The organism is Micromonospora sp. WMMD964 (genome assembly GCF_029581455.1).
Classification (GTDB): Bacteria; Actinomycetota; Actinomycetes; order Mycobacteriales; family Micromonosporaceae; genus Micromonospora.
In genome coordinates this window covers 1254004-1278022 of sequence record NZ_CP120860.1, presented here as the reverse complement: position 1 = coordinate 1278022, position 24019 = coordinate 1254004, and the positions used below count along the sequence as shown (strand labels likewise).

The window sequence follows — 24019 nt, the reverse complement described above, 5'->3', positions numbered from 1 at the left end:
CCTCAGCGCTCGTCAGGCGACGGCTCGGTGGCACCGGTCTCCGACTCGGTGGGCCCGTCGGAGGACTCCGACGCGATCGGTTCGACAGCGCCGGTCTCCGGGGAGGGGCCTGACGAAGCGATGGGCTCGGAGACCACCTCGGCCGGGTCCACCGGTGCGGCCTCCGCGTCCGGGACGACCGGCAGCGGTACGGCCTCGACCGCACCCGCCACACCGGCGGCCGGCGCGGGCACCTCGACGGCTGCCGAGCCCCCGAAGAGGCGCGGCAACGTCTCGGTGTGCGCGGCGCGCAGCTCGTCCAGGCCGATGCGGAACTGCCCGTGCACCTCGAGCGCGCCGCCGGACGGGTCGGTGACACCGATCAGCTCGAACGGCACGCCCCGCTCGGCGCAGAGCGCCGCGAACGCCTTGTCGTGGCCGCGCGGCACCGACACCAGCGCCCGCGTGGCGGACTCGCTGAACAGGTAGACGAACGGCATCGAACCCTCGGTGAACTGCTCCGGCACCGCGACCCGGGCGCCGACGCCGCGACGCAGGCAGGACTCGACCAGGCTCTGGGCGAGACCGCCGTCGGAGAGGTCGTGTGCCGAGCTGAGGTGCCCGACCCGGGCCGCCTCGGCCAGCAGGTCGGCGAGCGCCTTCTCCCGGGCGAGGTCGACCTGCGGCGGGATGCCACCGAGGTGCTCGTGCGTCACCCAGGCCCACTCCGAGCCGGACAGCTCGACGTTGGTCTCGCCGAGCAGGTAGAGCTGGTCGTGGTCGCCACCGGCGCGCGGCACGAAGCCCATCGGCACCCGGTCGGCGACGTTGTCCAGCACACCCAGCACGCCGACCACCGGGGTCGGGTGGATGGCCGCCGCGCCGGTCTGGTTGTAGAAGCTGACGTTGCCGCCGGTCACCGGAATGCCCAGCTCCAGGCAGCCGTCCGCGAGGCCACGGACGGCCTCGGCGAACTGCCACATGACGCCCGGGTCCTCGGGGGAGCCGAAGTTGAGGCAGTTGGTCACGGCGATCGGCTTCGCGCCGGTCACCGCCACGTTCCGGTACGCCTCGGCCAGGGCCAGCTTGGTGCCGTTGTACGGGTCCAGTCGGGCGTACCGACCGTTGCCGTCCACCGACAGCGCCACACCGAGCCCGGTGCGCTCGTCGATCCGGATCACGCCGCCGTCCTCCGGCTGGGCGAGCACGGTGTTGCCCAGCACATAGCGGTCGTACTGCTCGGTGACCCAGGTCTTGTCGGCCAGGTTCGGCGAGGCGATCATGCGCAGCACGGTGTCCCGCAGCGCCTCCGGGTCGGCCGGGCGGGGCAGGGTCTCGGCCCGGTCCGCCTGGAGCAGGATCAGGTCGGCCGGCTCACGCATCGGCCGGGCGTAGACCGGGCCGTCGTCGACGAGCGAACCCGGGGGTACGTCGACGACCAGGTGGTCCTGCCAGGTGATCAGCAGCCGACCCGGACGCCCGTCCGGCTCCGGCGCGGTGACCTCACCGATCGCGGTGGCGAGCACGCCCCACTTCTCGGCGGTCTTGAGCACCGCGTCGAGCTTGTCCGGCTCGACGACCAGCAGCATCCGCTCCTGCGACTCGCTGGCCAGGATCTCGTGCGGCTCCATCGACGGCTCACGCAGCGGCACGCGCTCCAGCCAGACCCGCATGCCGGTGCCGGCCGCGGCGGCGGTCTCGGTGAGCGCACAGGTCAGGCCGGCGCCGCCGAGGTCCTGGATGCCGACGACCAGTTGGCCGTCGTACAGCTCGAGGCAAGCCTCGATCAACAACTTCTCGGTGAACGGGTCGCCGACCTGCACAGCGGGGCGACGGGCCTCGCTGCCCTCGTCGAAGGTGGCGCTGGCCAGCACCGAAACGCCGCCGATGCCGTCGCGCCCGGTCTTGGCGCCCATCAGCACGACAACGTTGCCCGGGCCGGCAGCGGCCTTGTTCTGCAGCCGGTCGACCGGCAGCACGCCCAGGCAGAGCGCGTTGAGCAGCGGGTTGCCCTGGTAGGAGGGGTCGAAGACCAACTCGCCACCGATGTTGGGCAAGCCGAGGCAGTTGCCGTAGCCGCCGACGCCGGCGACCACGCCGGTGAGGACCCGGGCGGTGTCCGGGTGGTCCGCGGCGCCGAAACGCAGCGGGTCCATCACCGCGACCGGGCGGGCGCCCATGGCGAGGATGTCCCGGACGATGCCGCCGACACCGGTCGCCGCGCCCTGGTACGGCTCGACGAAGCTCGGGTGGTTGTGCGACTCGACCTTGAAGGTCACCGCCAGCTCGTCGGAGATCTGCACGACACCGGCGTTCTCGCCGATGCCGGCGAGCAGCCTGTCGCTCTGCGGGGCCTTCTCACCGAACTGGCGCAGGTGCACCTTGCTCGACTTGTAGGAGCAGTGCTCGCTCCACATGATCGAGTACATGGCGAGCTCGGACTGCGTGGGCCGGCGGTCGAGGATCTGCCGGATCCGCTCGTACTCGTCGTCGCGCAGGCCCAGCTCGGTGTACGGCTGGAGCTCGCCCGGGGTGCCACCGGCGCGCGGCACGGTGTCCACGCCCTCGGTCCACACGGCTGCGGCCGGCTGGGCGGCAGCGGCCGCCGGGGCGACGGGCTGCGCCGCGCTCGGCTCGGCCGGCTGCGCCGGGGCGGAGTACGCCTCCGGGTTGTCCCGTACCGGGTCCGGATGGGTGGTCATGACCTCTCCTCGCTGCGCTCGTGCCCGCCGGACCGGCGGTCGAGCAGACCGATGATCGTGACGCTGGTCACCGCGGCGCTCCTCGCACTCACGCGGGCGCCCCGACCAGGTGCTTGAGGACCGACGTGAAGAAGCCGAGGCCGTCCAGCGACGGGCCGGTCAGCGCCTCCACCGCGTGCTCGGGGTGCGGCATGATGCCGACCACGTTGCCGGCGGCGTTGGTGATCGCGGCGATGTCGCGCAGGGAGCCGTTCGGGTTGCCGCCGACGTAGCGGGCGACCACCCGGCCCTCGGCCTCGAGCTGGTCCAGGGTGGCGGTGTCCGCGACGTAGCAGCCCTCGCCGTTCTTGACCGGGACGAGCACCTCCTGGCCGGGCTGGAACGCGTTGGTCCACGCGGTGCCGGCCGACTCGATGCGCAGGACCTGGTCCCGGTTGCGGAAGTGCAGGTGCTGGTTGCGCGTGAGCGCGCCGGGCAGCAGGTGCGCCTCGCAGAGGATCTGGAAGCCGTTGCAGATGCCGAGCACGGGCAGGCCACCCTGGGCGGCGTCCACGATCGTCTCCATCACCGGGGCGAACCGGGCGATGGCGCCGCAGCGCAGGTAGTCACCGTAGGAGAAGCCACCGGGCAGCACGACGGCGTCCACCCCGTGCAGGTCCGCGTCGCCGTGCCAGAGCCGGACCGGCTCGGCACCGGCGATCCGGACGGCCCGGGCCGCGTCCCCGTCGTCGAGCGAGCCCGGGAAGGTGACTACGCCGACCCGGGCGGTCACGAGCGGGCGCCCGCGGTCTCGTCGGCCTCGACCAGGCGGACGGTGAAGTCCTCGATGACCGGGTTGGCGAGCAACTTGTCGGCAATCTCCCGAGCGCGGTCCAGGTCCGGTTCACCGGTGAACTCGATCTCGATCCGCCTGCCGATCCGGACCGAGGCGACGTCACCGACGCCGAGCCGGGGCAGCGCGTTTGCGACGGCCTGGCCCTGCGGATCGAGGATCTCGGGCTTGAGCATGACGTCGACGACGACGCGAGGCACTGGGCACTCCTGACTGTGTACGCAGTTGGGTGCCGACCCACATGGGGCGAGCGCAGCCAGCGTACCTGGCAGATACGGCCACGGACGCACCGGCCGGGTGCAGTTCAAGCAGTGATCGACATTGCCCGCGCTCCCGACGGCCCGACAAGCGCGGCAGGTGGCCTCAGCAGGGCATATACGGCGCCACGGGAGGCCGAATCGTTACATTGAGTAACCTCGATCAAATCCTTGATAACGATCGGCGCGAGCCCTACTGTACATCGACGTAAGTCGATTGAGGCGACGGCGGGGACCTCCCGCCGTCGCCCATCCGCACCCGGCGACCCCGGGTCCGCCCCGTCCAAGGAGTCCACCCGATGCGCATCCGCCCCCTGCTCGCCGTCGTCAGCATCGCGATGGTCGGCGCCCTCGGCGCTGCCTCCGGCGCGTCCGCCGCCCCGCCCGGCCCGCAACCCATCATCGGTGGCACCACCGTCTCGTCGGCGCCCTGGGCCGCCGCGGTGCTCAGCAACGGCTCGTTCACCTGCTCCGGCAGCGTCATCGCCGCGCAGTGGGTGCTCACCGCCCGGCACTGCATCAACGGCACCATGTCCGTCCGGATCGGCAGCGTGAACCGCACCTCCGGCGGGGTCACCCGCACGATCAGCGCCACCTACACCCGCTACGACCTGGCCCTCATGCGGCTCTCCAGCAGCGTCAGCACCTCCACGGTGAGCCTGGCCAACAGCAACCCGCCGATCAACTCGACGAACTCGATCTACGGGTGGGGGATGACCTGCTACAGCGGCTGCTCGGCGTCGACCCAGCTGAAGACCGCCACCGTCCGGGTGACCAGCAACAGCGTCACTGACGCGTACGGCGGGCAGGCGATCCGCAGCACCGAGATCAGCGGCAACGCCTGGCGGGGCGACTCGGGCGGCCCGCAGTTCTACAACGGCCAGCAGGTCGGCGTCGCCTCCACGGCCGACGGCTACAGCATCCAGAACTACGGCAGTGTCGCGTACAACCGGGCCTGGATCACCTCGGTGGCCGGAGTCTGACGGTTACCACCCGGAGCGGCGCGGATGGTCGGCCCCGTGCCGGGCGTCCGCGCCGCGCCGTTTTGCAGCATCCGATCAGGTGAACAATGCGCCCGATCGGGTCGGGCCGCTCCTGACAGCATCGGAAACGTGCTGGTCGTGACGACGGAGCAACTGCCCGGCTACGAGATCCGCCAGATTCTCGGTGAGGTGGTGTCATCGATGGCCAGGACGCGCAACCCGTACCGCGAGGGGGTCAAGAACCTGCGCGGTGGCGCGTACGACCCGATGGCCCCGGACAACCTGACCCGGTGGCGCACCGACTCGGTGTCCCGGCTCGGCGAGGAGGCCCTGCGCCTCGGCGCGAACGCCGTGATCGGCATGCGGTTCGACAGCCGGGACTGCGGTGAGATGTGGATGGAGATCTGCGCGTACGGGACGGCCGTGATCGCCGTACCCGTCATGCCCGAGGTCATGCCGGCCGACCAGCCCGCGGTCGCCGCGGAGACCGCCACCGACCCGGCCTTCGCCGAGTCTCTCGGCGGCATCGCCGAACCGGCCAGCGCCCCCAACCTGAGAACAGCCGCCGAAACCCCCACCGGCGAATAGCCCCCACCGGGACCCCGGCGCCCGCCGTCGCCCTGTTGATCAAGAGGTTTCGGTCACCAGGGAGATCAAAGATGACGCAAACCTCTTGATCACCGGGGTGCGGAGGGGCGCCAGGGGCGCCCGGGGGGGGGTGGGGGTGGGGGTGGGATGGGTTAGAGGATGGGGGGTGGGCTGTAGGTGGCGGCTTCGGGGTGGGTTTCCACCACCTTGGTGATCCGCTTGGTCACCGCTGCCACCTGGGCCTGGGCGGCGCCGACGAAGGCGCTGCGGTCGGCGACCAGGGTGTCGATGTCGGCGCGGGACAGGCCGAGTCGGCCGTCGGCCGCCAACCTGTCGAAGAGGTCGTTCTCCGGGGAGCCCTTCTCGCGCATCGCCAGGGCCACCGCGACCGCGTGCTCCTTGATCACCTCGTGGGCGACCTCCCGACCGACGCCACGCCGGACCGCCGCGACCAGGATCTTGGTGGTGGCCAGGAACGGCAGGAACCGCTCCAACTCCCGGTTGATCACCGCCGGGTACGCGCCGAACTCGTCGAGCACCGTCAGGAACGTCTGGAACAGCCCGTCAGCGGCGAAGAACGCGTCCGGCAGGGCGACCCGACGGACCACCGAGCAGGACACGTCCCCCTCGTTCCACTGGTCGCCGGCCAGCTCGCCGACCATCGACAGGTAACCCCTGATGATCACGGCGAAGCCGTTCACCCGCTCCGACGAGCGCGTGTTCATCTTGTGCGGCATGGCGCTGGAGCCGACCTGGCCGGGCTTGAAGCCCTCGGTGGCCAATTCCTGGCCGACCATCAGCCGGATCGTGGTGGCCAGCGACGACGGCGCCGCGGCGGTCTGCGCCAGCGCGGCCAGCACGTCGAAGTCCAGCGAGCGGGGGTAGACCTGGCCGACGCTGTCCAGCACCCGGGAGAAGCCCAGGTGTTCGGCGACCCGGCGCTCCAGCTCGGCGACCTTGTCGGCGTCCCCGTCGAAGAGGTCCAACTGGTCGGCGGCAGTGCCGACCGGGCCCTTGATCCCCCGCAGCGGGTAGCGGGCGATCAGCTCCTCCAGCCGCTCGTACGCGATCAGCAACTCCTCCGCCGCCGACGCGAAGCGCTTGCCCAGCGTGGTGGCCTGCGCCGCCACGTTGTGCGAACGGCCGGTCATGACCAGCTCGGAATGCTCGTACGCCAGGAAGGCGAGGCGGGCCAGGGTGGCGACCACGCGGTCCCGGATCAGCTCCAACGAGGCACGCACCTGGAGCTGCTCGACGTTCTCGGTCAGGTCCCGCGAGGTCATGCCCTTGTGCACGTGCTCGTGCCCGGCGAGCGCGCTGAACTCCTCGATCCGGGCCTTCACGTCGTGCCGGGTGACCCGCTCCCGCTCTGCGATCGAGGCGAGGTCGACCTGGTCGAGCACCCGCTCGTACGCCTCGACCACGCCGTCCGGCACCGCGACACCCAGGTCACGCTGGGCGCGGAGCACGGCGAACCAGAGTCGCCGCTCCATCCGGACCTTCTCCTCCGGAGACCAGAGGGCGACCAGTTCGGGCGAGGCGTACCGGTTGGCGAGCACGTTCGGGATCGTCGTCACGTACCTCATTGTCCCGCACCCGCCGGTCGGTGCCTGGACCGGGCCGGAACCCCGGAGCGGTCAGGAACGGGTGAGCTCGTAGACGGTCACCGAGCCGGCGACCAGCCGAACCTGGGCCAGCCGGGCCAGCTCCGGCGACACCGCGCCCGCCCTGGCGTCGGCGAACAACCACCGGACCCGGTGAAGCGTGCGGAGGCGGTCCAGGTCGGCGACGGTCGGCGAGGTGAACACGCCGTCGTTGAGCGCGAGCAACTCCTGGTCGGGGAAGTTCTGCCGGGCGTACCCCAGGTTGTCGACGCCGTGGGCGGCCACTACCGCGTCGGTGTAACCCCAGCTCTCCACCACTGTGCGGTGCCCGCCCAGCCCGGTCACCCAGAACGCCCGGGCGTCGCAGTGCGGGGTGGTCCGCACGGGACGGCAGTGGACGTTGGTGGCGACCACGTCCTCGTCGCCCGCGTTCTCGTCCAGCCACAGCGCCGCGCGCATCTCGTCGACGGTCAGCGCGTACGGCTGGGGCCCGGTCGCCGGCACCGGCTCGGTGAGCACCGAACGGACGAGGCCGCCCAGGGGGACGGCGGCGCTGGCGCCGAGCATCGCCGCGGTGACCCCGGCCACCGCGATCGTGGCCATTCGCCGCCGTCCTCCCGCTACGGGCACCCGTCGACGCCACAGGGCGGCCACCCCGACGGCGAGCGCGGCGGCCACCGCGAGGAACAGCACGTACCGGACCGCCGAGACGCCGAGCACCCGCAGCCAGCCCTCGATGGTGGACGTCCCCGGACGGGCGATCCTCGGCAGCGCGAAACCCACGGTGCCGGCGGTGACGAGCGCCGTCACCGCGCCGGCCAGACCGGGCACCACCAGTACCGGCCAGGGCGCCCGGGCCGCGGCGAGCGCCCAGACGGTCAGCACCGTGCCGACCGGGATGACACCCATCCAGAAGTAGATCTGGCTGATCGACGGGTGCTGGAAGACCCAGGTGGTGGCGGCACCGGCGAGCACCGTGCCGGTGAGCAGCCAAACGGCCTGATCGGCTCTGCGCCCACTGTCGGCGAGCATGCTCATGCCCACCCACCGGGGTGCCTGGCCCAGCACCCACCAGACAACCACGCTGAACGCCAGCAGCCACCCGAGGGCACCGCCGTCGTTGATGCCCGGCGGCAGTGGCGCATCCGGCCAGATCCCGTCACCCCCGCCGAGGGTCTCGGCGTACGGGGCGATGAAGTGCAGCAGCGCCAACGCCTGCACGCGCAGCGTGGACGCTCCACCGCCGGCGAACAGCCGGAAACCGAGCGCCATCGCCGCGACGAGGCAGGCCAGCGCCACCAGGGCAGGCCGGGGAAGCCGCCGATCCCGCCACCAGAACACCGCCGCGGTGAGACCCAGAGCGGCGATCAGCGGTGGCAACGCGCTGGACTTCGCTCCCGCGCAGACCAGGCCGAGCGCCGGAACCATCCCCCAGGCCAGGCCGAGGGGACGTCCCCGGACGACGTCGACGCAGAGCCCGGTGAGCAGCAACAACGGCACCAGCACGTACGTCTGGGACGGGCTGCCGTACGACAGTGGAATGTCACCGGACACGCCCACGGCCGAGCCGAGCGTGACGGTCGTCCCGACGAAGCCGGTGACGCCGACCACCGGGCCGGTCCAGATGGCACCGCCCAGGTCGCGGGCGAGCCCGGCGGCGAGCACCACCGCCACGCCGACCACCGGTACCAGCCACAGCCGCAGCAGCACCGTCGTCGGTGCGATGCCAGTGATCATGCTGCCGCTGGCGATGTGGGCGTCGGAGAGGTAGTGGTAGCGCAACGCCTCCCCCGCGACGTGCGGCAGCTCGAACGGCATCGCCCGCGTCAACTCCTGCACCAGACCCAGGTGGTAGAGCACGTCCTGGTAGTAGCCGCCGGACACCGGGGGCAGCGGGACCATCCGCCACTGGACGTACCCCCAGGCCAGCACCACCAGCAGCGCCCCGCCCATGCCCCAGTGCCAGCCGACCGGCAGCGGGCGGCGCTCGCCGACCCGCCAGTGCCGGCGCAACCGGGGCACGGCGGCGAACGCGACGAGTACGGGTAGCGGCCACCACCGCAGCAGGGTCTGTTGACCGGTCGCCGCGGCCGACGCCCAAGCGATGATCTCCAACAGCAGGCCGGTGGCCGCGCCGAAGCCGAGGTCCTCGGCGAGGTTGCCGCGACTGCCGCGCAGCGCGCGGTGCACCAGGGTCCCGGGGAGCACCAGCCCGAACGCCCAGTACGCGGAGAACCGGGCGAGGTCCGGCACCGGCACGCCGCCACGTGACCACACCACGAGCAGTGCGCCGATCACGAGCACCCACGGGAGCGTGCTGAGAACCAGCGCGAGAGCATTCCGGCGCGGGGCCGAGGCGGGGGCCGGAGTGTCGACCCGCTCGGCCAGCAGGGCGTCAGCCACGGAGGCGGACGACGTCGTCACCGACACGACCACGTGCACCTGCCTCCGCGCCCGGAACACCGTCCCGGGAGTCGAACCCGACGTGGAAGGCGGGCCGGTTCTGCACTGTGGCGTAGATCCGGCCGACGTACTCGCCGAGCAGGCCGAGACAGACCAACTGCACCCCACTGAGCAGCAGCACCGCTACGAACATCGAGGTCCAGCCGGGGATGGTGGCACCGGAGACGTGGACGACCACGCCGAACACGATCAGGGCCAGGCAGAGCAGGAAGCTCGACATTCCCATCCAGGTGGCCAGGCGCAACGGCGCGGCCGAGAAGTTCGCCGTGCTCTCCCAGGCCAGCGCGACCATCCGGCGCAGCGGGTACTTCGTCTCCCCGGCGGCACGGGCCTCGCGGTCGTAGCGCACCTCGGCGCTGGGGAAGCCGAGCGACGGCACCAGCAGCCGGTAGACCGGGGCACGTTCGGGCAGGTCGCGCAGCACCTCGATCACGTCCCGGCTGAGCAACCGGAAGTCACCAGCCTGCGCGGGCAGGTCGACACCGACGAGCCGACGCATCGCCCAGTAGTAGCCCCGGGCGGTGTTGCGCTTGAAGACCGTGTCGGTGCTGCGGTCGGCGCGCACCCCGTAGACGACGTCCACCCCGTCCTCGCGGGCCACCCGAAGCATCTCGGCGATGGTCTCCGGCGGATCCTGAAGATCGGCGTCCAGGCTGACCACCCAGTGTCCGACGGCCCGGTGGAGGCCGGCGGTCAACGCCGCCTGGTGACCGCTGTTGCGCCGCAGCCGGAGCACTCGGAGTTGGGGCCAGTCGCGGCCGTGGTCGAAGAGCACCGACACGGTGTCGTCCCGACTGCCGTCGTCGACGGCGACCACCTCGTACTCGACACCGAGCGCGTCCAGGACCGGCCGCAACCGGGCGACCAGAGCCGGGATGACGGCGGTCTCGTTGAACATCGGGATGACCACCGAGAGGGTGATCGTCTGTGGAACGACAGACTCCATGGAGATACGGCCCCGTTCCGCACGCAGGAGTGATCGATTCCGCGCCGAGGGCGCGGCAAGGATCACCGTTGCGCGGTGAACTCTCCGCCAGCGGGCCGACTACTGAACGGACCGTTAACGTCTGGTGCCAGGTGACTCGGTAACCGACGTTCCGCTCAACGCTCCAGGATCGCGGTCACGCCCTGACCGCCGGCCGCGCAGATGGAGATCAGCCCGCGTCCGCTGCCCTTCTCGGCCAGCAGCTTGGCCAGGGTCGCCACGATCCGCCCGCCGGTGGCGGCGAACGGGTGGCCGGCGGCCAGCGAGGAGCCGTTCACGTTGAGCCGATCGGTGTCGACAGTGCCCAACGGGGCGTCCAGGCCGAGCCGGTCCTTGCAGAACTCCGGCGACTCCCAGGCCGCGAGGGTGGCCAGCACCTGCGAGGCGAACGCCTCGTGGATCTCGTAGTAGTCGAAGTCCTGCAACGTCAGCCCGGCCCGGGCCAGCATCCGGGGCACCGCGTACACGGGGGCCATCAGCAGCCCCTCGTCGCCGTGCACGAAGTCCACCGCCGCCGTCTCCGACCAGCTGAACCAGGCCAGCACCGGCAGGTTGTGCGCGGCGGCCCACTCCTCGCTGGCGAGCAGCACGGTGGACGCGCCGTCGGTGAGCGGTGACGAGTTGCCGGCGGTCATGGTGGCCTGCTCGGCGTCCGGGCCACGGGTGCCGAAGACCGGCTTGAGCGAGCCGAGCTTCTCCACGCTGGTGTCGGGGCGCAGGTTCTGGTCGCGGGTCAGTCCCAGGTACGGCGTCATCAGGTCGTCGAAGAAGCCCCTGTCGTACGCGGCGGCGAGCCGCTGGTGCGAGCGCAGTGCCAGCTCGTCCTGGGATCGCCTGTCGATCTGCCAGCGCAGCGCGGTGCGGGCGGCGTGGTCACCCATGGACAGGCCGGTACGCGGTTCGGCGTTGCGCGGGATGTCCGGCTTGAACGGCTGGAGCGGGCGCAGCTTCGCGGCGATCTTCAACCGCTCGCCGAGGGTGCGGGCGCTGTTGAGCTTGAGCAGCGTGCGACGCATCTCCTCGTTGACCGCGAGCGGCGCGTCGGAGGTGGTGTCGACGCCGCCGGCGATGCCCACGTCGAGTTGACCGAGGGCGATCTTGTTGGCGACGAGGATCGCCGCCTCCAGGCCGGTGCCGCAGGCCTGCTGGATGTCGTACGCGGGGGTGTGCGGGTCGAGCCGGGAGCCGAGGACCACCTCGCGGGTGAGGTTGAAGTCGCGGGAGTGTTTGAGCACCGCCCCGGTCACGACCTCGCCGACCCGTTGCCCGGCCAGCCCGTACCGGGCGATCAACCCGTCCAGCGCCGCGCCGAGCAGGTCGGCGTTGGACGCGTCCGCGTAGCGGGAGTTGGAACGGGCGAAGGGGATGCGGTTGCCCCCGATGACCGCGACCCTCCGGATGCTCTGCACGATCCGCCTCCTCGCAAAGTGTTGCTCGAACCCTACTCGCCAGTAGGCTACGCCCATGACCGACAGGTACGCGAGCTTCGTCCAATCGGCCGCCGGCCGCGCGCTGGTCAAGCGCCTCGGGCTCCCCGATCCGCCTCGACTGCGCCGGCACCACCCCGGCGACCCGCTGCTGCCCGGACCGGCAGTGCTCGGCGCGGCCACCGGCGGTCGGCTCGCCGAGCCGGTCGGCACGATCCTGACCACCGCCGGGGTCGAGCTGCGCGATGCCGCCGACGCCGGACCTCAGGACCGCTTCGGAGCACTGGTGTACGACGCCAGCGGCATCACCGACTCCACCCAGCTCCGCCAGCTCTACGACTTCTTCCACCCGCACGCCCGGGCCGTGCTGCCCAGTGGCCGGGTGGTCGTGCTGGGCACCCCGCCGAACGAGTGCCCGACGCCCCGCGAGGCGACCGCCCAGCGCGCCCTGGAAGGGCTGGTCCGCAGCATCGGCAAGGAGTTCGGTCGGGGCACCACCGCCCAGCTCGTCTACGTGACCCGGGCCACCGGGGACGGCGTTCTCACCAGCCTCGAATCGACTCTCCGGTTCCTGCTCTCCGGGCGGTCGGCGTACGTCTCCGGTCAGGTGATCCGGGTCGGCGCGGGCGAGGCGAGCGTCCCGGCCGACTGGGAGCGCCCTTTGGACGGGCAGGTGGTGCTGGTCACCGGCGCCGCCCGGGGCATCGGGGCGGCACTGGCGACGGTGCTCGCCCGCGACGGCGCGCGGGTGGTGGCCCTGGACATCCCCGCCGCCGGGGACGCGCTCGCGGCGGTGGCGAACGACATCGGCGGCACCGCCGTGCAGCTCGACCTGACCGCACCGGACGCGCCGACCCGGCTCGCCGACCACCTGGCCAGTCGGCACGGCCGGGTCGACGTGGTGGTGCACAACGCCGGTATCACCCGGGACAAGACGCTCGGCCGGATGGACGCCGACCGGTGGGACCAGGTCCTCGACGTCAACCTCTCCAGCCAGGAACGGATCAACGACGTGCTGCTGGAGCGGGGGTTGATCCCGGTCGGCGGGCGGATCGTGTCGGTCTCCTCGATCGCCGGGATCGCCGGCAACCGGGGCCAGACCAACTACGCCACCAGCAAGGCCGGGGTGATCGGGCTGGTCGACTCGCTCGCCCCGACCCTGCGGGAGCGGGGCATCAGCGTCAACGCGGTGGCTCCCGGCTTCATCGAGACCCGGCTGACCGCGCGCATCCCGCTGGTGGTCCGGGAGGCGGGGCGGCGGATGAACAGCCTGGCCCAGGGCGGCCTGCCGGTGGACGTGGCCGAGACGATCGGCTGGTTGGCCTGGCCGGCGAGCGCCGCGGTCAGCGGGAACGTGGTCCGGGTCTGCGGCCAGAGCCTGCTGGGGGCGTGATGCGGGAACCGGACGACGACCTTTCCCTGCACGAGCTGATCGACGGCCCGACCGAGGCGCTGACCGCCGAGACCCTGGCCGCGGCTCTCGACCTGGCGGCGGACGGCCGCACCCGGGTCGACCTGCCGCGGATGCCGGCGGTCGGGGCGTTGAACCGGCGGGCGCTGCTCGGCGCGCTCCCGGGTCTCGGCGGCGGACGACGAGGGGGCGGCCTGCCCCCGGTCGAGCTGACCGTCAGCGGGGTGACTGTCGACCGGGCACGCCTGGCCGACTACGACCGGGTCTGCGGGTTCCGACTCAGCGATCGACTGCCGGGGACCTTCCCGCACGTCCTGGGTTTCCCGCTAGCGCTGCGGCTGATGACCCTGCCGGCGTTCCCGCTCCCGCTCACCGGCCTGGTGCACATCGGCAACCGGATCGCCGTGCACCGCCCGATCACCGCCGACGAGACACTCGACTTCACGGCGTACGCCGAGAACCTGCGCCCACACGACCGGGGGCGGCAGGTGGACGTGGTGCTCGTCGGCTCGGTCGACGGCGAGACGGTCTGGGAGGGTGTCTCGACGTACCTGGGTCGGGAACGCAAGCCTGGCGGCGGCGACCGGGGTGGGCGGCCCGAGGCGCCGGTCGGCACGGCCCGCTGGCGGGTGGAACCTCGCGTCGGCACGGAGTACGCGCGGGTGTCCGGAGACCACAACCCGATCCACACCTCCCGGCTCGGTGCGCGGCTGTTCGGCTTCCATCGGCCGATCGCGCACGGCATGTGGAGCAAGGCGCGCTGCCTGGCCGCGGTGGAGAACCGACTGCCGGACTCGTACGCCGTCGAGGTCGCCTTCAAGCTGCCGGTGCCGCTGCCGAGCACGGTGAGTTTCGCGCTGCTGCCCGACGGCGGGTTCGCCCTGCACGACTCGCGCGGTCGACCGCACCTGGCGGGTCTCGTGCGCTGACGCGCCCCTGCCGAGCAGTTCGGGCTTGGCAGGGGCGCGCTCATGCGCTAAGTTCTTCTCACATAGAGATGTTCTCAATATGAGAGGGACGACGTGGACGAGCAGGAGTTCCTGGACGCGTACGACCCCCGGGCCTACCCCGCGGTGGCGGTGACCGTCGACGTGGTCGCGTTCACCATCCGCGACGACGCCCTGCACCTGCTGCTGATCCGGCGCGGCCAGGCACCCTTCGAGGGGCACTGGGCGCTGCCCGGCGGCTTCGTCCACCCCGACGAGGACCTGGCCGCCGGTGCCCGGCGCGAGCTGGCCGAGGAGACCGGGCTCGGCGGTGACGGGCTGCGCCGCGTACACCTGGAGCAGTTGGGCAGCTACGGCGCTCCCGACCGCGATCCGCGGATGCGCATCGTCTCGATCGCCCACCTCGCGTTCGCCCCCGACCTGCCGGACCCGGCCGCCGGCACCGACGCCGACGAGGCGATCTGGCTGCCGGTGACCGCGCTGAGCAGCCGGCAGCTCGCCTTCGACCACGGTCGGATCATCGACGACGCGCTGGAGCGGGCCCGGTCCAAGCTGGAATACACCCCGCTCGCCACCCGCTTCCTCCCCGGCGAGTTCACCATCAGCGAGCTGCGTGCCGTCTACGAGACGGTCTGGGGTCACCCGCTGCACGCCGGCAACTTCCATCGCAAGGTGCTCTCCGTGCCGGGCTTCGTGGAGAGCACCGGCGCCAGCACCGAGCGCGGCGGCAGTCGGGGCGGCCCGCGCGCCCGGCTCTACCGGGCCGGCGACGCCCGGCTGCTGCACCCGGCCCTGCTGCGCCCGGCCCGTGAGGAGACGGTGCGATGAGGACGGCGGAGGCCATCGGCCTGGTCTCGCGGCGGCCCGCACCGACGCCGACCTGTTCGGCGCGGACCAGCCGGCCCGGCGTTACCGCGAGCTGGTCGCGGCCCTGCACCCCGACCACCTGCCGGCCGACCCGGCGGTACGCGCCGAAGCGACCGAGGCGTTCATCCACGTCACCACCAGGTGGCGGGCCCGGCAGGTCACCGTCCTCGGCGACTACCGGCTCGGCGCGCCGGCCCACACCGGTGACCTGGCCGACCTCTACGACGTGGGCGACGACCGGCTGCTCAAGCTGCCTCGGCGGCCCACCGACAACGACCTGATGGCCCGCGAGGCACACGCCCTGCGCACCATCGCCGAGCGCGGCGACCCGCGCTACCTGCCGTACGTGCCCCGGTTGGTCGACGAGTTCCGGCACCGCGACGCCGCGACCGGCGCGGAACGTCGGGTCAACGTGCTGGCCACCGCACCGGGGCTGCACGACCTCGACGAGGTGCGGCGCGCGTACCCCGACGGGTTGGACGCCCGGGACGCGGCCTGGATGTGGCGTCGGCTGCTGGTGGCACTCGGCCTGGCCCACCGGGCCGGCGTGGTGCACGGCGCGGTCCTGCCGCGACACGTGCTGATCGAGCCGGACGCCCACGGCGTGGTGCTCGTCGACTGGTGCTTCTCGACCCCCGTCGGGGGCACCGTCCCGGCGGTCGTGCCCGGCCACGGCTGGGACCCGGAGGAGGTCGTCACGAAACAGCCGTGCGGCCCGGGCACCGACATCGCCATGGCCAGTCACTGCATGAGCTGGCTGATGGGGCCGCGTGCGCCCCGGGAGCTGCACACCTTCGCGCAGGGCTGCCGACAACGGCCACTCCACGCCCGGCCCGACGACGCCTGGCGGCTGCTGAGCGAACTCGACCAGGTGCTGGACCGCCTCTACGGGCCCCGCACCTTCCGACCCTTCACCCTCACCCCCTAAGGAGCTGTCATGGGCAGTGGAATCTGGTCCACCGACGTGTACGACGCCGCCGACCGCTACCGCCGGTCCACCGGCAGGAGCGCCTTCTCCTACAGCGACAGCGGGGCGCGCACCGTGCACGCCGCACTCGACCCCCGCGAGGCGACGCGCGAGAGCCGCGACTCCGACGAGCACCCCCGCTCGACGCCCATCGCGGTGCTCTTCGACGTGACCGGCTCGATGCGCACGGTGCCGCGCGTCCTGCAGACCAAGCTGCCGCAACTGCTCGGGCTGCTGCAACGGCAGGGCTACGCCAGTGACCCGCAGATCATGTTCGGCGCGATCGGCGACGCCACCTGCGACCGGGTGCCGTTGCAGGTCGGGCAGTTCGAGTCGGACAACCGGATGGACGACGACCTCGGCCGAATCGTCCTCGAAGGCGGTGGCGGCGGTCAGATGTCCGAGTCGTACGAGCTGGCGATGTACTTCATGGCCCGGCACACCAGCACCGACAGCTGGGAGAAGCGTGGCCGGCGCGGTTACCTGTTCATCATCGGCGACGAGTTGGCGTACAAGCAGGTGAAGGCGCGGGAGGTGGCCCGGCTGATCGGCGACGACCTGGCCGAGGACGTGCCGTTGCGGCAGGTCGTCGACGAGGTGACCCGCCGCTGGGACACCTACTACCTCCTCCCCGCCGGCAGCCACTACGCGGGCAACGCCACGGTGCTCGACTTCTGGCGGGACCTGCTCGGGCAGAACGCCGTCGTGCTCGACGACCTGAACGCGGTGTGCGAGACCATCGCACTCACCATCGGCCTCGGTGAGCAGGCCATCGACCTGGACGAGGGCCTGCGGGACCTGGACCGCGCCGGATCCGGCGCCACCGGCACCGTGTCCAAGGCGCTGGCGCGCCTCGGCCGGGGGCGGCGGGCCGAGGTGTCGACGCTTCCCGCGTTCCGCGACACCACCGGCGGGGTGACCCGGCTGTGAAGCACGTGGCGGTGGTCGACCTCGGCTACGGCGACGCCGGGAAGGGCACGGTGGTGGACTGGCTCTGCGCCACCCGACCCGTGCACACGGTGGTCCGCTTCAACGGGGGCGCGCAGGCGGCACACAACGTCGTGCTGCGCGACGGGCGGCACCACACGTTCGCGCAGTTCGGCGCCGGCACGTTCCACAGCGGTGTCGGTACGCACCTGTCGCGGCATGTGGTGGTGGACCCGCTGGCCCTGGCCGCCGAGGCCGACCATCTCGCCACGGTGGGGGTGACCGATGCGCTCGACCGACTGACGGTCGACTCCGAGGCGTTACTCGCCACCCCGTACCACCGGGCCGCCAACCGGGCCCGGGAGATCGCCCGGGGAGCCGACCGGCACGGCTCCTGCGGGCTCGGGGTGGGCGAGGCCGTCGCGTACGGTCTCGCCCATCCGGACGACGCGCCCCGGGTCGCCGACTGCCGCAGCCCGGCACTGCTGCGCCGTCGGCTGACCGTTCTGCGGGACCGGTTGACCGCCGAACTCGGCCCGCTGGACGCGCCGCCGGTCGAGGACTGCCTGCCCGCGTACACCGGGTTCGCCGGTCGGGTCGCGATCGTCGACCGGAGCTGGCTCGCCGGTGCGCTACGCTCCGGGACCTGCGTCTTCGAAGGCGCGCAGGGGGTGCTGCTCGACGAGTGGCACGGCTTCCACCCGTACACGACGTGGAGTACCACCACGTTCGCCAACGCCGACAGCCTGCTCGCCGAAGCGGGTCTGCCCGGCGACGTGACCCGGGTCGGGGTGCTGCGCGTCGTCACAACCCGGCACGGTGCCGGTCCGTTGGTGACCGAGGACCCGGCGCTGCCGTTCACCGACCGGCACAATGGCACCAACCCGTGGCAGGGCCGGTTCCGGTTCGGCCACTTCGACGCGGTCGCCCACCGGTACGCCCTCGCCGCCGCCGGTGGGGTCGACGGCCTGGCGTTGACCCACCTCGACCTGACCGGCCCCGACCTGCGGATCTGCCGCCGCTACGACACCACCGACCACCTCACCCCCGGCCCGCCCGGCGACCTGGACCGGCAGGCCGCGCTCACCGACCGTCTGCTGCGCTCCCGCCCGCTCTACGACGACCCGCCGACGGACTGGGCGGAGGCCGTCGGCGCGGAACTTGGCACAGCCGTGGTGCTGACCTCGCAGGGGCCCACCGCCGACGACAAGATCGCGCACGGCCCGCTGCTCGCCCCACCGGCCCTGGTCCCCGCGGGCTGAGGCGTTGTGTTCCGGCGACTCGGCCACCGGGCGGCCCCCACCCGGCGAGCATGGGGGCATGGACGCCCTGCTCGACCTCCTCCGTGGGACGGTCACATCGCCGTGGGTGTACCTGGTGATCTTCGGGCTCACCGCGATCGACGCCTTCTTCCCGGCGGTGCCGGGCGAGGCAGCGGTGATCACCGCCGGGGTGCTGTCGGCCAGCGCCGGTCACCCCAGCCTGACCTTGGTGATCGTCAGCGCCGCCGTCGGCGCGCTGGTCGGCGACCACATCTCCTACGCCATCGGTCGGGGCGGCGGGTCACACCGGCTCGCCCGGCTGCCCGACGGCAGCCGGCGGCGGGCCGGCTCCGACTGGGCCCGCCGGGCCGTCGACCGGCGCGGCGGCGTCATCCTGACCACCAGCCGGTACGTGCCGGGCGGCCGGACGGCGGTCACCCTCACCATGGGCGCGGTGCGCTATCCCCGCCGGGCATTCCTGCTGTACGACAGCATCGCGGCGGTCACCTGGGCGCTCTACTGCGGGCTGCTCGGTTACTTCGGCGGGCTGGCCTTCGAACGTGAGCCCGTGAAGGGCGTACTGGTCGGAGTGGGGATCTCGCTGGTCATCACGTTCGGTCTGGAGGGGATCCGCTGGCTGCGCCGCCGCGCCCACCGCCACGCCGCCGCCCGCCGCTGACCGCCCCGCCGCCTCCCGTTGACCGTCCCGCCGCCGGGGAACTCGTCACAGCAGGTCGGCGTCGTGCACCAGGATCGCCAACTGCACCCGGTTGTCCACGTGCAGTTTCGCCAGCGCCCGGCTGACGTGTGCCTTCACGGTGGCCTCGCTCATCGCCAACCGCCGGGCGATCTCCGCGTTGCCGTGCCCGCGCGCCACCTCGCGCACGACCTCCAACTCCCGCGTGGTGAGCGGTGCGAGCCGCTGGCGAGCCGCGTCCCGGCGGGCCGGGCCACGATCGGCGAACGAGCTGATCAACCGCCGGGTCACGGTCGGGGCGAGCATCGCTTGCCCGGCGGCCACCGTCCGGACGGCGGCGGCCAACTCACCGGGCGGGGTGTCCTTGAGCAGGAAGCCGACCGCACCGGCCCGCAGTGCCCCGTGCACGTACTCGTCGAGGTCGAAGGTGGTCAACATGATCACCTTCGCGTCCGCGGCGACCACCTCCGGCGCGATCGTCAGCCCGTCGACGCCCGGCATCCGCACGTCGAGCAACACCACGTCGGGGCGCAACCGGTGGGTCTGCTCCAGCGCGGCGGCGCCGTCCGCCGCCTCGCCGACCACCGTGATGTCCCCGGCCGTCTCCAGGATCAGCCGCAGCCCGGCGCGGACGAGCTGCTCGTCGTCGACCACCAGCACCCGGATCACGCCACACCCGCCAGCGGGAGCAGGGCGCGGAGCAGGAAACCGCCGTCCACGGGTGCGGCCTCAAGCCGGCCGCCGAGCAACTCCACCCGCTCGCGCAGCCCGAGCAACCCCTGCCCGGCACCGGGCAACTCCGGCCCCCGAGAGGACGGACCGTTGCGCACCACCACCTCCAGCCCGTCGGGGAGGTGGCGCAGGCGTACGACCGTCTCGGCGTCGGCCGCGTGTTTGCGCACGTTCGTCAACGCCTCGCGGACCACCCGGTACGCGGTGCGTTCCACCGTCGCCGGTAGGGCGGCCGGCTCACCCTCGTCCTGCCGGGAGACCCGCAGACCAGCGGCACGGGACTCCCCGATCAGCTCGTCCAGCGCGTCGAGCCCTCGCTCCGGAACCACCGCCGGGCCGTCCTGTCGCAACACGCCCAGCACCTCGCGCAGGTCGGTGAGCGCCTGCCGACCGGTCGTCCGGATCAGCGCGGCGGCCTCGACGGTCGACGGGTCCGCAGCGGTCACCTCCAGCGCACCGGCGTGCACCACCATCAACGAGACCCGGTGCGCCACCACGTCGTGCATCTCCCGGGCGATCCGGGTCCGCTCCTCGGCGCGGACCCGGTCGGCGTGGGCCTCCTGCTCGCGTTCCAACCGTTCGGCCCGGTCGCGCAGGGCGGCGAGCACGTCTCTGCGCGCCCGCACCCAGAGGCCGAAGACCAACGGGAGCCCGACCAGACAGGCGGCTAGCAGCAGCACATTGCCCGCGGTGGCGGTGGTGATCCGGCGTACGCCGCCCACCTGCACCCCGACCACGACCCCACCGGCGAGCACCACGGCGGCACCGGCGAGGTAGGTGGCGAGCTGCCGACCGCGCAGCCGAAGACCCGCCTGGTACGAGGCGACCACCCCGGCCGCCGCGGCGGCGAGCACCAGCCAACCGAGCGCCGCGGCCAGGAACAACGGCCAGCGGGAGGTGCCGACCCTGCTGGTGGCCCAACCCGAGAACACCGCGAGCAGAAGCACGACCGCGCCCGGCAACGGCGAGCGGACCCCGATCGCACCGGCCGCGCTGGCCCAGACGGCGACGGCGACCACGACGGCGAGCAGCAGCACCCCATAGCGCTGGACGACCCACCGAGGAGCGGTGCTGCTGGAGGCCACGCAGCAAGCGTAGGACTCCACGAGCGAACTCGGCCGCCCCGCGCCGTCAGACCGGGGTGTGGTGGGGGAAGACCCCGATCCGCCATCCGGGCCGGTCACTACCTAAGTAGTGCCGCCCACCTGACCGGTGGCCGATGGCGGGCACCGCCGCGCGCACCAGCATCAGGATCATGGATTTGCTGGACCTGCTGCACGACACGATGTCCTCGCCCTGGGTGTACCTGGCGATCTTCGCGATCGCGGTGCTCGACGGCTTCTTTCCGGTGGTGCCGAGCGAGACTGCGGTGATCACGGCCGGAGTGTTCGCCGCCTCGGGAGCGCCGTACCTGCCCGCGGTCATCCTGGTGGCCGCCGCCGGGGCACTGGTCGGCGACCACGTCTCGTACGCCATCGGGCGCAGCGGTGGAGCGCGACTGCTCGACCGCCTGCCGCCCGACGGCCGACGCCGGAAGGCCGTCGACTGGGCCCGTCGGGGGATCGCGACGCGCGGTGGCCTGATCCTCACCGTGGCCCGCTACGTGCCGGGTGGCCGGACGGCGGTCACCCTCACCATGGGTGCGACGCACTTCCCCAGGCGTCGGTTCCTGGCCTTCGACGCTCTCGCCGCCGGCTCGTGGGGGCTCTACTCGGCGCTTGTCGGCTACGTCGGCGGGATGGCGTTCGAGCAGGATCCCCTCCGTGGTCTCCTGCTCGGTCTGGGCCTCGCCCTGACGGTGACGGTGGTCGTCGAGGTGGCCCGCTGGCTGGGCAACCGTCGCCGAGCCGCGCGGTCGGTGCCCGAGCCGGTGAACCGGACCCCGGTGCGGTGATGCCGGTGCGGTCAGTGCGTCGGCGGACGCCAGGTCACCCCGTGCAGGAGTTGGGCCGCACCGAGCCAGGCCACGTTCATCATCCGGGTGGCCGTCTTCTCCGGGTCGGCCTCCGGGTGGTCCGCCAGCCAGTCGGCCAGCGACTCGGTGGCACCGACCAGGGCGTACGCGACGACCTCCAGGTCGGTGGACGCGATCTCACGACCCTCGGCGCGCAGCGCGTGGTCGAGCATCCCGGCGACCACCTCGACCAACCGGGCACGCATGGTGGCCAGCTCACCGGCGAACGGCTGCTCGCCCCGGGCCTGCCGGTAGAGCACCGCCCAGCCGTCGCGGTGTGCGCCGACGAAGCCGAAGAAGGCCCGCAACCCGCGCCAGAGCCGTTCGTCGGCCGGTAGGTCGGGGGCCGCCGCCCCGGCGATGGCCTGCATCATCCGGGTGCCCTCCCGGTGCAGGCAGGCGACGAAGAGCTCCTCCTTGGTGCCGAGGTACGCGTACACCATGGGTTTGGAGATGCCGGCGTCCTCCGCGATCTCGTCCATGCTGGCGGCGTGGAAGCCGCGCCGGGAGAAGACCTTCACGGCTGCGTCGAGCATCTGCTGCTCGCGGACGGCGCGTGGCAGGCGCTTGAAGGCGGGAGGGGTGGACACCTTGCGAGCATACCTACTCGTGCGTAGGGTTACGCGCGAGTAGCCAATTCTTCCGGAAGGCGCACCTGATGACTGACTTCGACCCGGCCACCTTCGCCAACGTGGGCCCCAAGGAGTTCGCCCAGCTGGTCAAGTCCACCCCGGACGACAAGATCGCCCAGGTGATGTCCGGTGACCTGCGCGGCAAGGTCCTCGGTGAGGTGTTCAACCGGATGCCGTCGCTGTTCCGTGCGGACCGGGCCGGTTCCACCAACGCGGTCATCCACTGGGTCATCACCGGTCGCCCGGACGGTGGCAGCGACACCTACGAGGTGGTCATCGCCGACGGTAAGTGCGTGGTGAACGAGACCCCGCAGCACGACCCGAAGCTGAGCCTGACCATGGGCCCGGTCGAGTTCCTGAAGATCGTCTCCGGTGGCGCCAACCCGGTGATGATGTTCATGACCGGCAAGCTGAAGGCGAAGGGTGACCTCGGCCTCGCCGCCAACATCGCCAACCTGTTCGACATCCCCAAGGCCTGACATGGCCGAGTTCTCGCTCGACCTGAACGAGGAACAGCGGGATCTACGCGACTGGGTGCACGGCTTCGCCGCCGAGGTCGTGCGCCCGGCCGCGGCCGAGTGGGACGAACGCGAGGACACCCCGTGGCCGGTGATCCAGGAAGCCGCCAAGGTCGGCCTCTACGGCTTCGAGTTCCTCGCCACCTGCTGGGCCGACCCGACCGGGCTCTCCCTACCGATCGCCAGCGAGGAGCTCTTCTGGGGTGACGCCGGCATCGGCCTCTCCATCTTCGGCACCTCGCTCGCCGTCGCCGCCATCTACGGCGCCGGCACCCCGGACCAGATGGTCGAGTGGGTGCCGCAGTGCTTCGGCGACGCCGACTCGCCAGCCGTCGCCGCGTTCTGCACCAGCGAGCCGGAAGCCGGCTCCGACGTCGGCGCGATGCGCACCCGTGCCGTCTACGACGAGGCCACCGACGAGTGGGTGCTCACCGGCCAGAAGGCGTACGCCACCAACGGTGGGATCGCCGGCGTGCACGTGGTCACCGCCTCCGTCGACCCCACACTCGGCTCCCGGGGCCAGGCCGCGTTCGTCGTACCGCCCGGCACCCCCGGCCTGGCCGCCACCCGCAAGCTGCGCAAACTCGGCCTCCGCGCGTCGCACACCGCCGACGTCTTCCTCGACGGGGTACGCGTGCCCGGCCGTTGCCTGCTCGGCGGGCGGGACGCCCTGCTGGAACGCCTCGACCGGGCCCGCTCCGGTCAACGCGCCACCGGACAGGCCGCCATGCGGACCTTCGAGCTGTCCCGACCCACGGTCGGCGCGCAGGCGTTGGGCGTGGCGCGGGCCGCCTACGAATACTCCCTGGACTACGCGAAGGGCCGGGTCCAGTTCGGACGACCCATCATCGAGAACCAGGCTGTCGCGTTCACGCTGGCCGACATGCGGATGGAGATCGACGCGGCGCGGCTGCTGGTGTGGCGGGCCTCGTGGATGGGCCGCAACAACCGCCCGTTCACCGCGGGCGAGGGCTCGATGTCCAAGCTCAAGGCCGGTGAGGTGGCGGTGTCGGTCACCGAGAAGGCGGTGCAGTTGCTCGGCGGGGCCGGTTTCCTGCGCGACCACCCGGTCGAACGGTGGTACCGCGACGCCAAGATCTACACCATCTTCGAGGGCACCTCCGAGATCCAACGACTGGTCATCTCCCGGGCGATCTCCGGGATGCAGATCCGCTGAAACCCGGCCCGACCGTCGCGCCGAACGCCCCACCAACCGTGCCGTCTTCGTCACCCCGTGCCGACGCCGACTGGGCCCTCGGCCGTGCCCCGTGCATGATCAAGGAAA

At 72.2% G+C, this 24019-nt stretch carries 22 protein-coding genes; 12 read left to right on the top strand and 10 right to left on the bottom strand.

Going from position 1 to position 24019, the window contains the following annotated elements; translation table 11 throughout:
- Positions 1-2: 2 nt before the first annotated feature.
- From purL to purS, 3 genes are all read right to left on the bottom strand, one after another.
- The gene (gene purL, locus O7616_RS06010) at positions 3-2681 is read right to left on the bottom strand and encodes a phosphoribosylformylglycinamidine synthase subunit PurL (protein WP_282305948.1); all 2679 of its coding nucleotides are present in this window, start codon (positions 2679-2681) and stop codon (positions 3-5) included.
- 88 nt (positions 2682-2769) lie between these two features.
- Positions 2770-3453 carry a phosphoribosylformylglycinamidine synthase subunit PurQ gene (gene purQ, locus O7616_RS06005; RefSeq protein WP_282263302.1) on the bottom strand — a complete coding sequence of 228 codons (684 nt, stop codon included), beginning with the start codon at positions 3451-3453 and terminating at the stop codon, positions 2770-2772.
- Complete coding sequence (gene purS / locus O7616_RS06000; RefSeq protein ID WP_282263304.1) at positions 3450-3713, bottom strand: phosphoribosylformylglycinamidine synthase subunit PurS; 264 nt, start codon at positions 3711-3713, stop codon at positions 3450-3452. The genes purQ and purS overlap by 4 nt, the downstream gene beginning before the upstream one ends.
- A 356-nt stretch (positions 3714-4069) precedes the next feature.
- On the opposite strand from purS, the gene O7616_RS05995 reads away from it, so the two are divergent.
- Positions 4070-4753 carry a trypsin-like serine protease gene (locus O7616_RS05995; protein WP_282305947.1) on the top strand — a complete coding sequence of 228 codons (684 nt, stop codon included), beginning with the start codon at positions 4070-4072 and terminating at the stop codon, positions 4751-4753.
- Between the two features lie 24 nt (positions 4754-4777).
- The gene (locus O7616_RS05990; RefSeq protein WP_282305946.1) at positions 4778-5341 is read left to right on the top strand and encodes a YbjQ family protein; all 564 of its coding nucleotides are present in this window, start codon (positions 4778-4780) and stop codon (positions 5339-5341) included.
- A 152-nt stretch (positions 5342-5493) separates the two neighbouring features.
- Here the strand turns inward: O7616_RS05990 and purB are convergent, their stop codons facing one another.
- The 4 genes from purB to O7616_RS05970 form a co-directional block, all read right to left on the bottom strand.
- Positions 5494-6918, bottom strand: coding sequence for an adenylosuccinate lyase (purB, locus tag O7616_RS05985; RefSeq protein ID WP_282305945.1), 1425 nt, complete (start codon positions 6916-6918; stop codon positions 5494-5496).
- Between the two features lie 60 nt (positions 6919-6978).
- Entirely contained in the window at positions 6979-9369 is a 2391-nt protein-coding gene (locus O7616_RS05980) for a hypothetical protein (protein WP_282305944.1), read from the bottom strand.
- The gene (locus tag O7616_RS05975) at positions 9341-10354 is read right to left on the bottom strand and encodes a glycosyltransferase family 2 protein (protein WP_282305943.1); all 1014 of its coding nucleotides are present in this window, start codon (positions 10352-10354) and stop codon (positions 9341-9343) included. Before O7616_RS05975 ends, O7616_RS05980 begins: the two co-directional genes overlap by 29 nt.
- 155 nt (positions 10355-10509) lie before the next feature.
- Positions 10510-11802, bottom strand: a complete 1293-nt coding sequence (locus O7616_RS05970) for an acetyl-CoA C-acetyltransferase (RefSeq protein ID WP_282305942.1) — start codon at positions 11800-11802, stop codon at positions 10510-10512.
- A gap of 55 nt (positions 11803-11857) precedes the next feature.
- Between O7616_RS05970 and O7616_RS05965 the strand changes: the two genes are divergently transcribed.
- The 7 genes from O7616_RS05965 to O7616_RS05935 all read left to right on the top strand — a co-directional run bounded on the left by O7616_RS05965 (position 11858) and on the right by O7616_RS05935 (position 18880).
- Positions 11858-13213 (top strand): 3-oxoacyl-ACP reductase, encoded by a 1356-nt coding sequence (locus tag O7616_RS05965; RefSeq protein WP_282305941.1) that lies wholly within the window; start codon positions 11858-11860, stop codon positions 13211-13213.
- Between the two features lie 131 nt (positions 13214-13344).
- Positions 13345-14160 (top strand): MaoC/PaaZ C-terminal domain-containing protein, encoded by an 816-nt coding sequence (locus tag O7616_RS05960; RefSeq protein WP_282307543.1) that lies wholly within the window; start codon positions 13345-13347, stop codon positions 14158-14160.
- A 93-nt stretch (positions 14161-14253) separates the two neighbouring features.
- On the top strand, positions 14254-15006 hold the full coding sequence (locus tag O7616_RS05955) for an NUDIX domain-containing protein (protein ID WP_282305940.1): 753 nt from the start codon (positions 14254-14256) through the stop codon (positions 15004-15006).
- The gene (locus tag O7616_RS05950) at positions 14987-15973 is read left to right on the top strand and encodes a serine/threonine protein kinase (protein ID WP_282305939.1); all 987 of its coding nucleotides are present in this window, start codon (positions 14987-14989) and stop codon (positions 15971-15973) included. Before O7616_RS05955 ends, O7616_RS05950 begins: the two co-directional genes overlap by 20 nt.
- 9 nt (positions 15974-15982) lie before the next feature.
- Positions 15983-16942 (top strand): hypothetical protein, encoded by a 960-nt coding sequence (locus O7616_RS05945; RefSeq protein WP_282305938.1) that lies wholly within the window; start codon positions 15983-15985, stop codon positions 16940-16942.
- Complete coding sequence (locus tag O7616_RS05940; RefSeq protein WP_282305937.1) at positions 16939-18201, top strand: adenylosuccinate synthetase; 1263 nt, start codon at positions 16939-16941, stop codon at positions 18199-18201. The genes O7616_RS05945 and O7616_RS05940 overlap by 4 nt, the downstream gene beginning before the upstream one ends.
- 58 nt (positions 18202-18259) lie before the next feature.
- The gene (locus O7616_RS05935) at positions 18260-18880 is read left to right on the top strand and encodes a DedA family protein (protein ID WP_282305936.1); all 621 of its coding nucleotides are present in this window, start codon (positions 18260-18262) and stop codon (positions 18878-18880) included.
- 45 nt (positions 18881-18925) lie between these two features.
- Here the strand turns inward: O7616_RS05935 and O7616_RS05930 are convergent, their stop codons facing one another.
- Together O7616_RS05930 and O7616_RS05925 are read right to left on the bottom strand one after the other, a co-directional pair.
- A complete protein-coding gene (locus O7616_RS05930) occupies positions 18926-19567 on the bottom strand; it encodes a response regulator transcription factor (RefSeq protein WP_282305935.1) in 642 nt (213 codons plus the stop codon).
- Positions 19564-20715: a histidine kinase gene (locus O7616_RS05925; RefSeq protein ID WP_282305933.1), complete on the bottom strand. Its 1152-nt coding sequence runs from the start codon at positions 20713-20715 to the stop codon at positions 19564-19566. The genes O7616_RS05930 and O7616_RS05925 overlap by 4 nt, the downstream gene beginning before the upstream one ends.
- A gap of 167 nt (positions 20716-20882) precedes the next feature.
- Between O7616_RS05925 and O7616_RS05920 the strand changes: the two genes are divergently transcribed.
- Positions 20883-21524, top strand: coding sequence for a DedA family protein (locus O7616_RS05920; protein WP_282307541.1), 642 nt, complete (start codon positions 20883-20885; stop codon positions 21522-21524).
- Between the two features lie 11 nt (positions 21525-21535).
- Here the strand turns inward: O7616_RS05920 and O7616_RS05915 are convergent, their stop codons facing one another.
- Positions 21536-22174, bottom strand: a complete 639-nt coding sequence (locus O7616_RS05915) for a TetR/AcrR family transcriptional regulator (protein WP_282305932.1) — start codon at positions 22172-22174, stop codon at positions 21536-21538.
- Positions 22175-22242: 68 nt separating this feature from the next.
- Here O7616_RS05915 and O7616_RS05910 point away from each other — a divergent pair, with 68 nt between their 5' ends.
- Both O7616_RS05910 and O7616_RS05905 read left to right on the top strand, forming a co-directional pair.
- The gene (locus tag O7616_RS05910; RefSeq protein ID WP_282305931.1) at positions 22243-22695 is read left to right on the top strand and encodes an SCP2 sterol-binding domain-containing protein; all 453 of its coding nucleotides are present in this window, start codon (positions 22243-22245) and stop codon (positions 22693-22695) included.
- Between the two features lies 1 nt (position 22696).
- Positions 22697-23911 carry an acyl-CoA dehydrogenase family protein gene (locus O7616_RS05905; protein WP_282305930.1) on the top strand — a complete coding sequence of 405 codons (1215 nt, stop codon included), beginning with the start codon at positions 22697-22699 and terminating at the stop codon, positions 23909-23911.
- Positions 23912-24019 lie beyond the last annotated feature (108 nt).

What these genes read in the sequence shown, in the direction of transcription:
- O7616_RS05965 (WP_282305941.1), top strand. Translation starts at nt 11,858, where the DNA reads ATGACCGACAGGTACGCGAGCTTCGTCCAATCGGCCGCCGGCCGCGCG.
- O7616_RS05910 (WP_282305931.1), top strand. Translation starts at nt 22,243, where the DNA reads ATGACTGACTTCGACCCGGCCACCTTCGCCAACGTGGGCCCCAAGGAG.
- O7616_RS05975 (WP_282305943.1), bottom strand. Translation starts at nt 10,354, where the DNA reads ATGGAGTCTGTCGTTCCACAGACGATCACCCTCTCGGTGGTCATCCCG.
- O7616_RS05990 (WP_282305946.1), top strand. Translation starts at nt 4,778, where the DNA reads ATGGTCGGCCCCGTGCCGGGCGTCCGCGCCGCGCCGTTTTGCAGCATC.
- purL (WP_282305948.1), bottom strand. Translation starts at nt 2,681, where the DNA reads ATGACCACCCATCCGGACCCGGTACGGGACAACCCGGAGGCGTACTCC.
- O7616_RS05945 (WP_282305938.1), top strand. Translation starts at nt 15,983, where the DNA reads ATGGGCAGTGGAATCTGGTCCACCGACGTGTACGACGCCGCCGACCGC.
- O7616_RS05995 (WP_282305947.1), top strand. Translation starts at nt 4,070, where the DNA reads ATGCGCATCCGCCCCCTGCTCGCCGTCGTCAGCATCGCGATGGTCGGC.
- O7616_RS05960 (WP_282307543.1), top strand. Translation starts at nt 13,345, where the DNA reads ATGCCGGCGGTCGGGGCGTTGAACCGGCGGGCGCTGCTCGGCGCGCTC.
- O7616_RS05905 (WP_282305930.1), top strand. Translation starts at nt 22,697, where the DNA reads ATGGCCGAGTTCTCGCTCGACCTGAACGAGGAACAGCGGGATCTACGC.
- O7616_RS05935 (WP_282305936.1), top strand. Translation starts at nt 18,260, where the DNA reads ATGGACGCCCTGCTCGACCTCCTCCGTGGGACGGTCACATCGCCGTGG.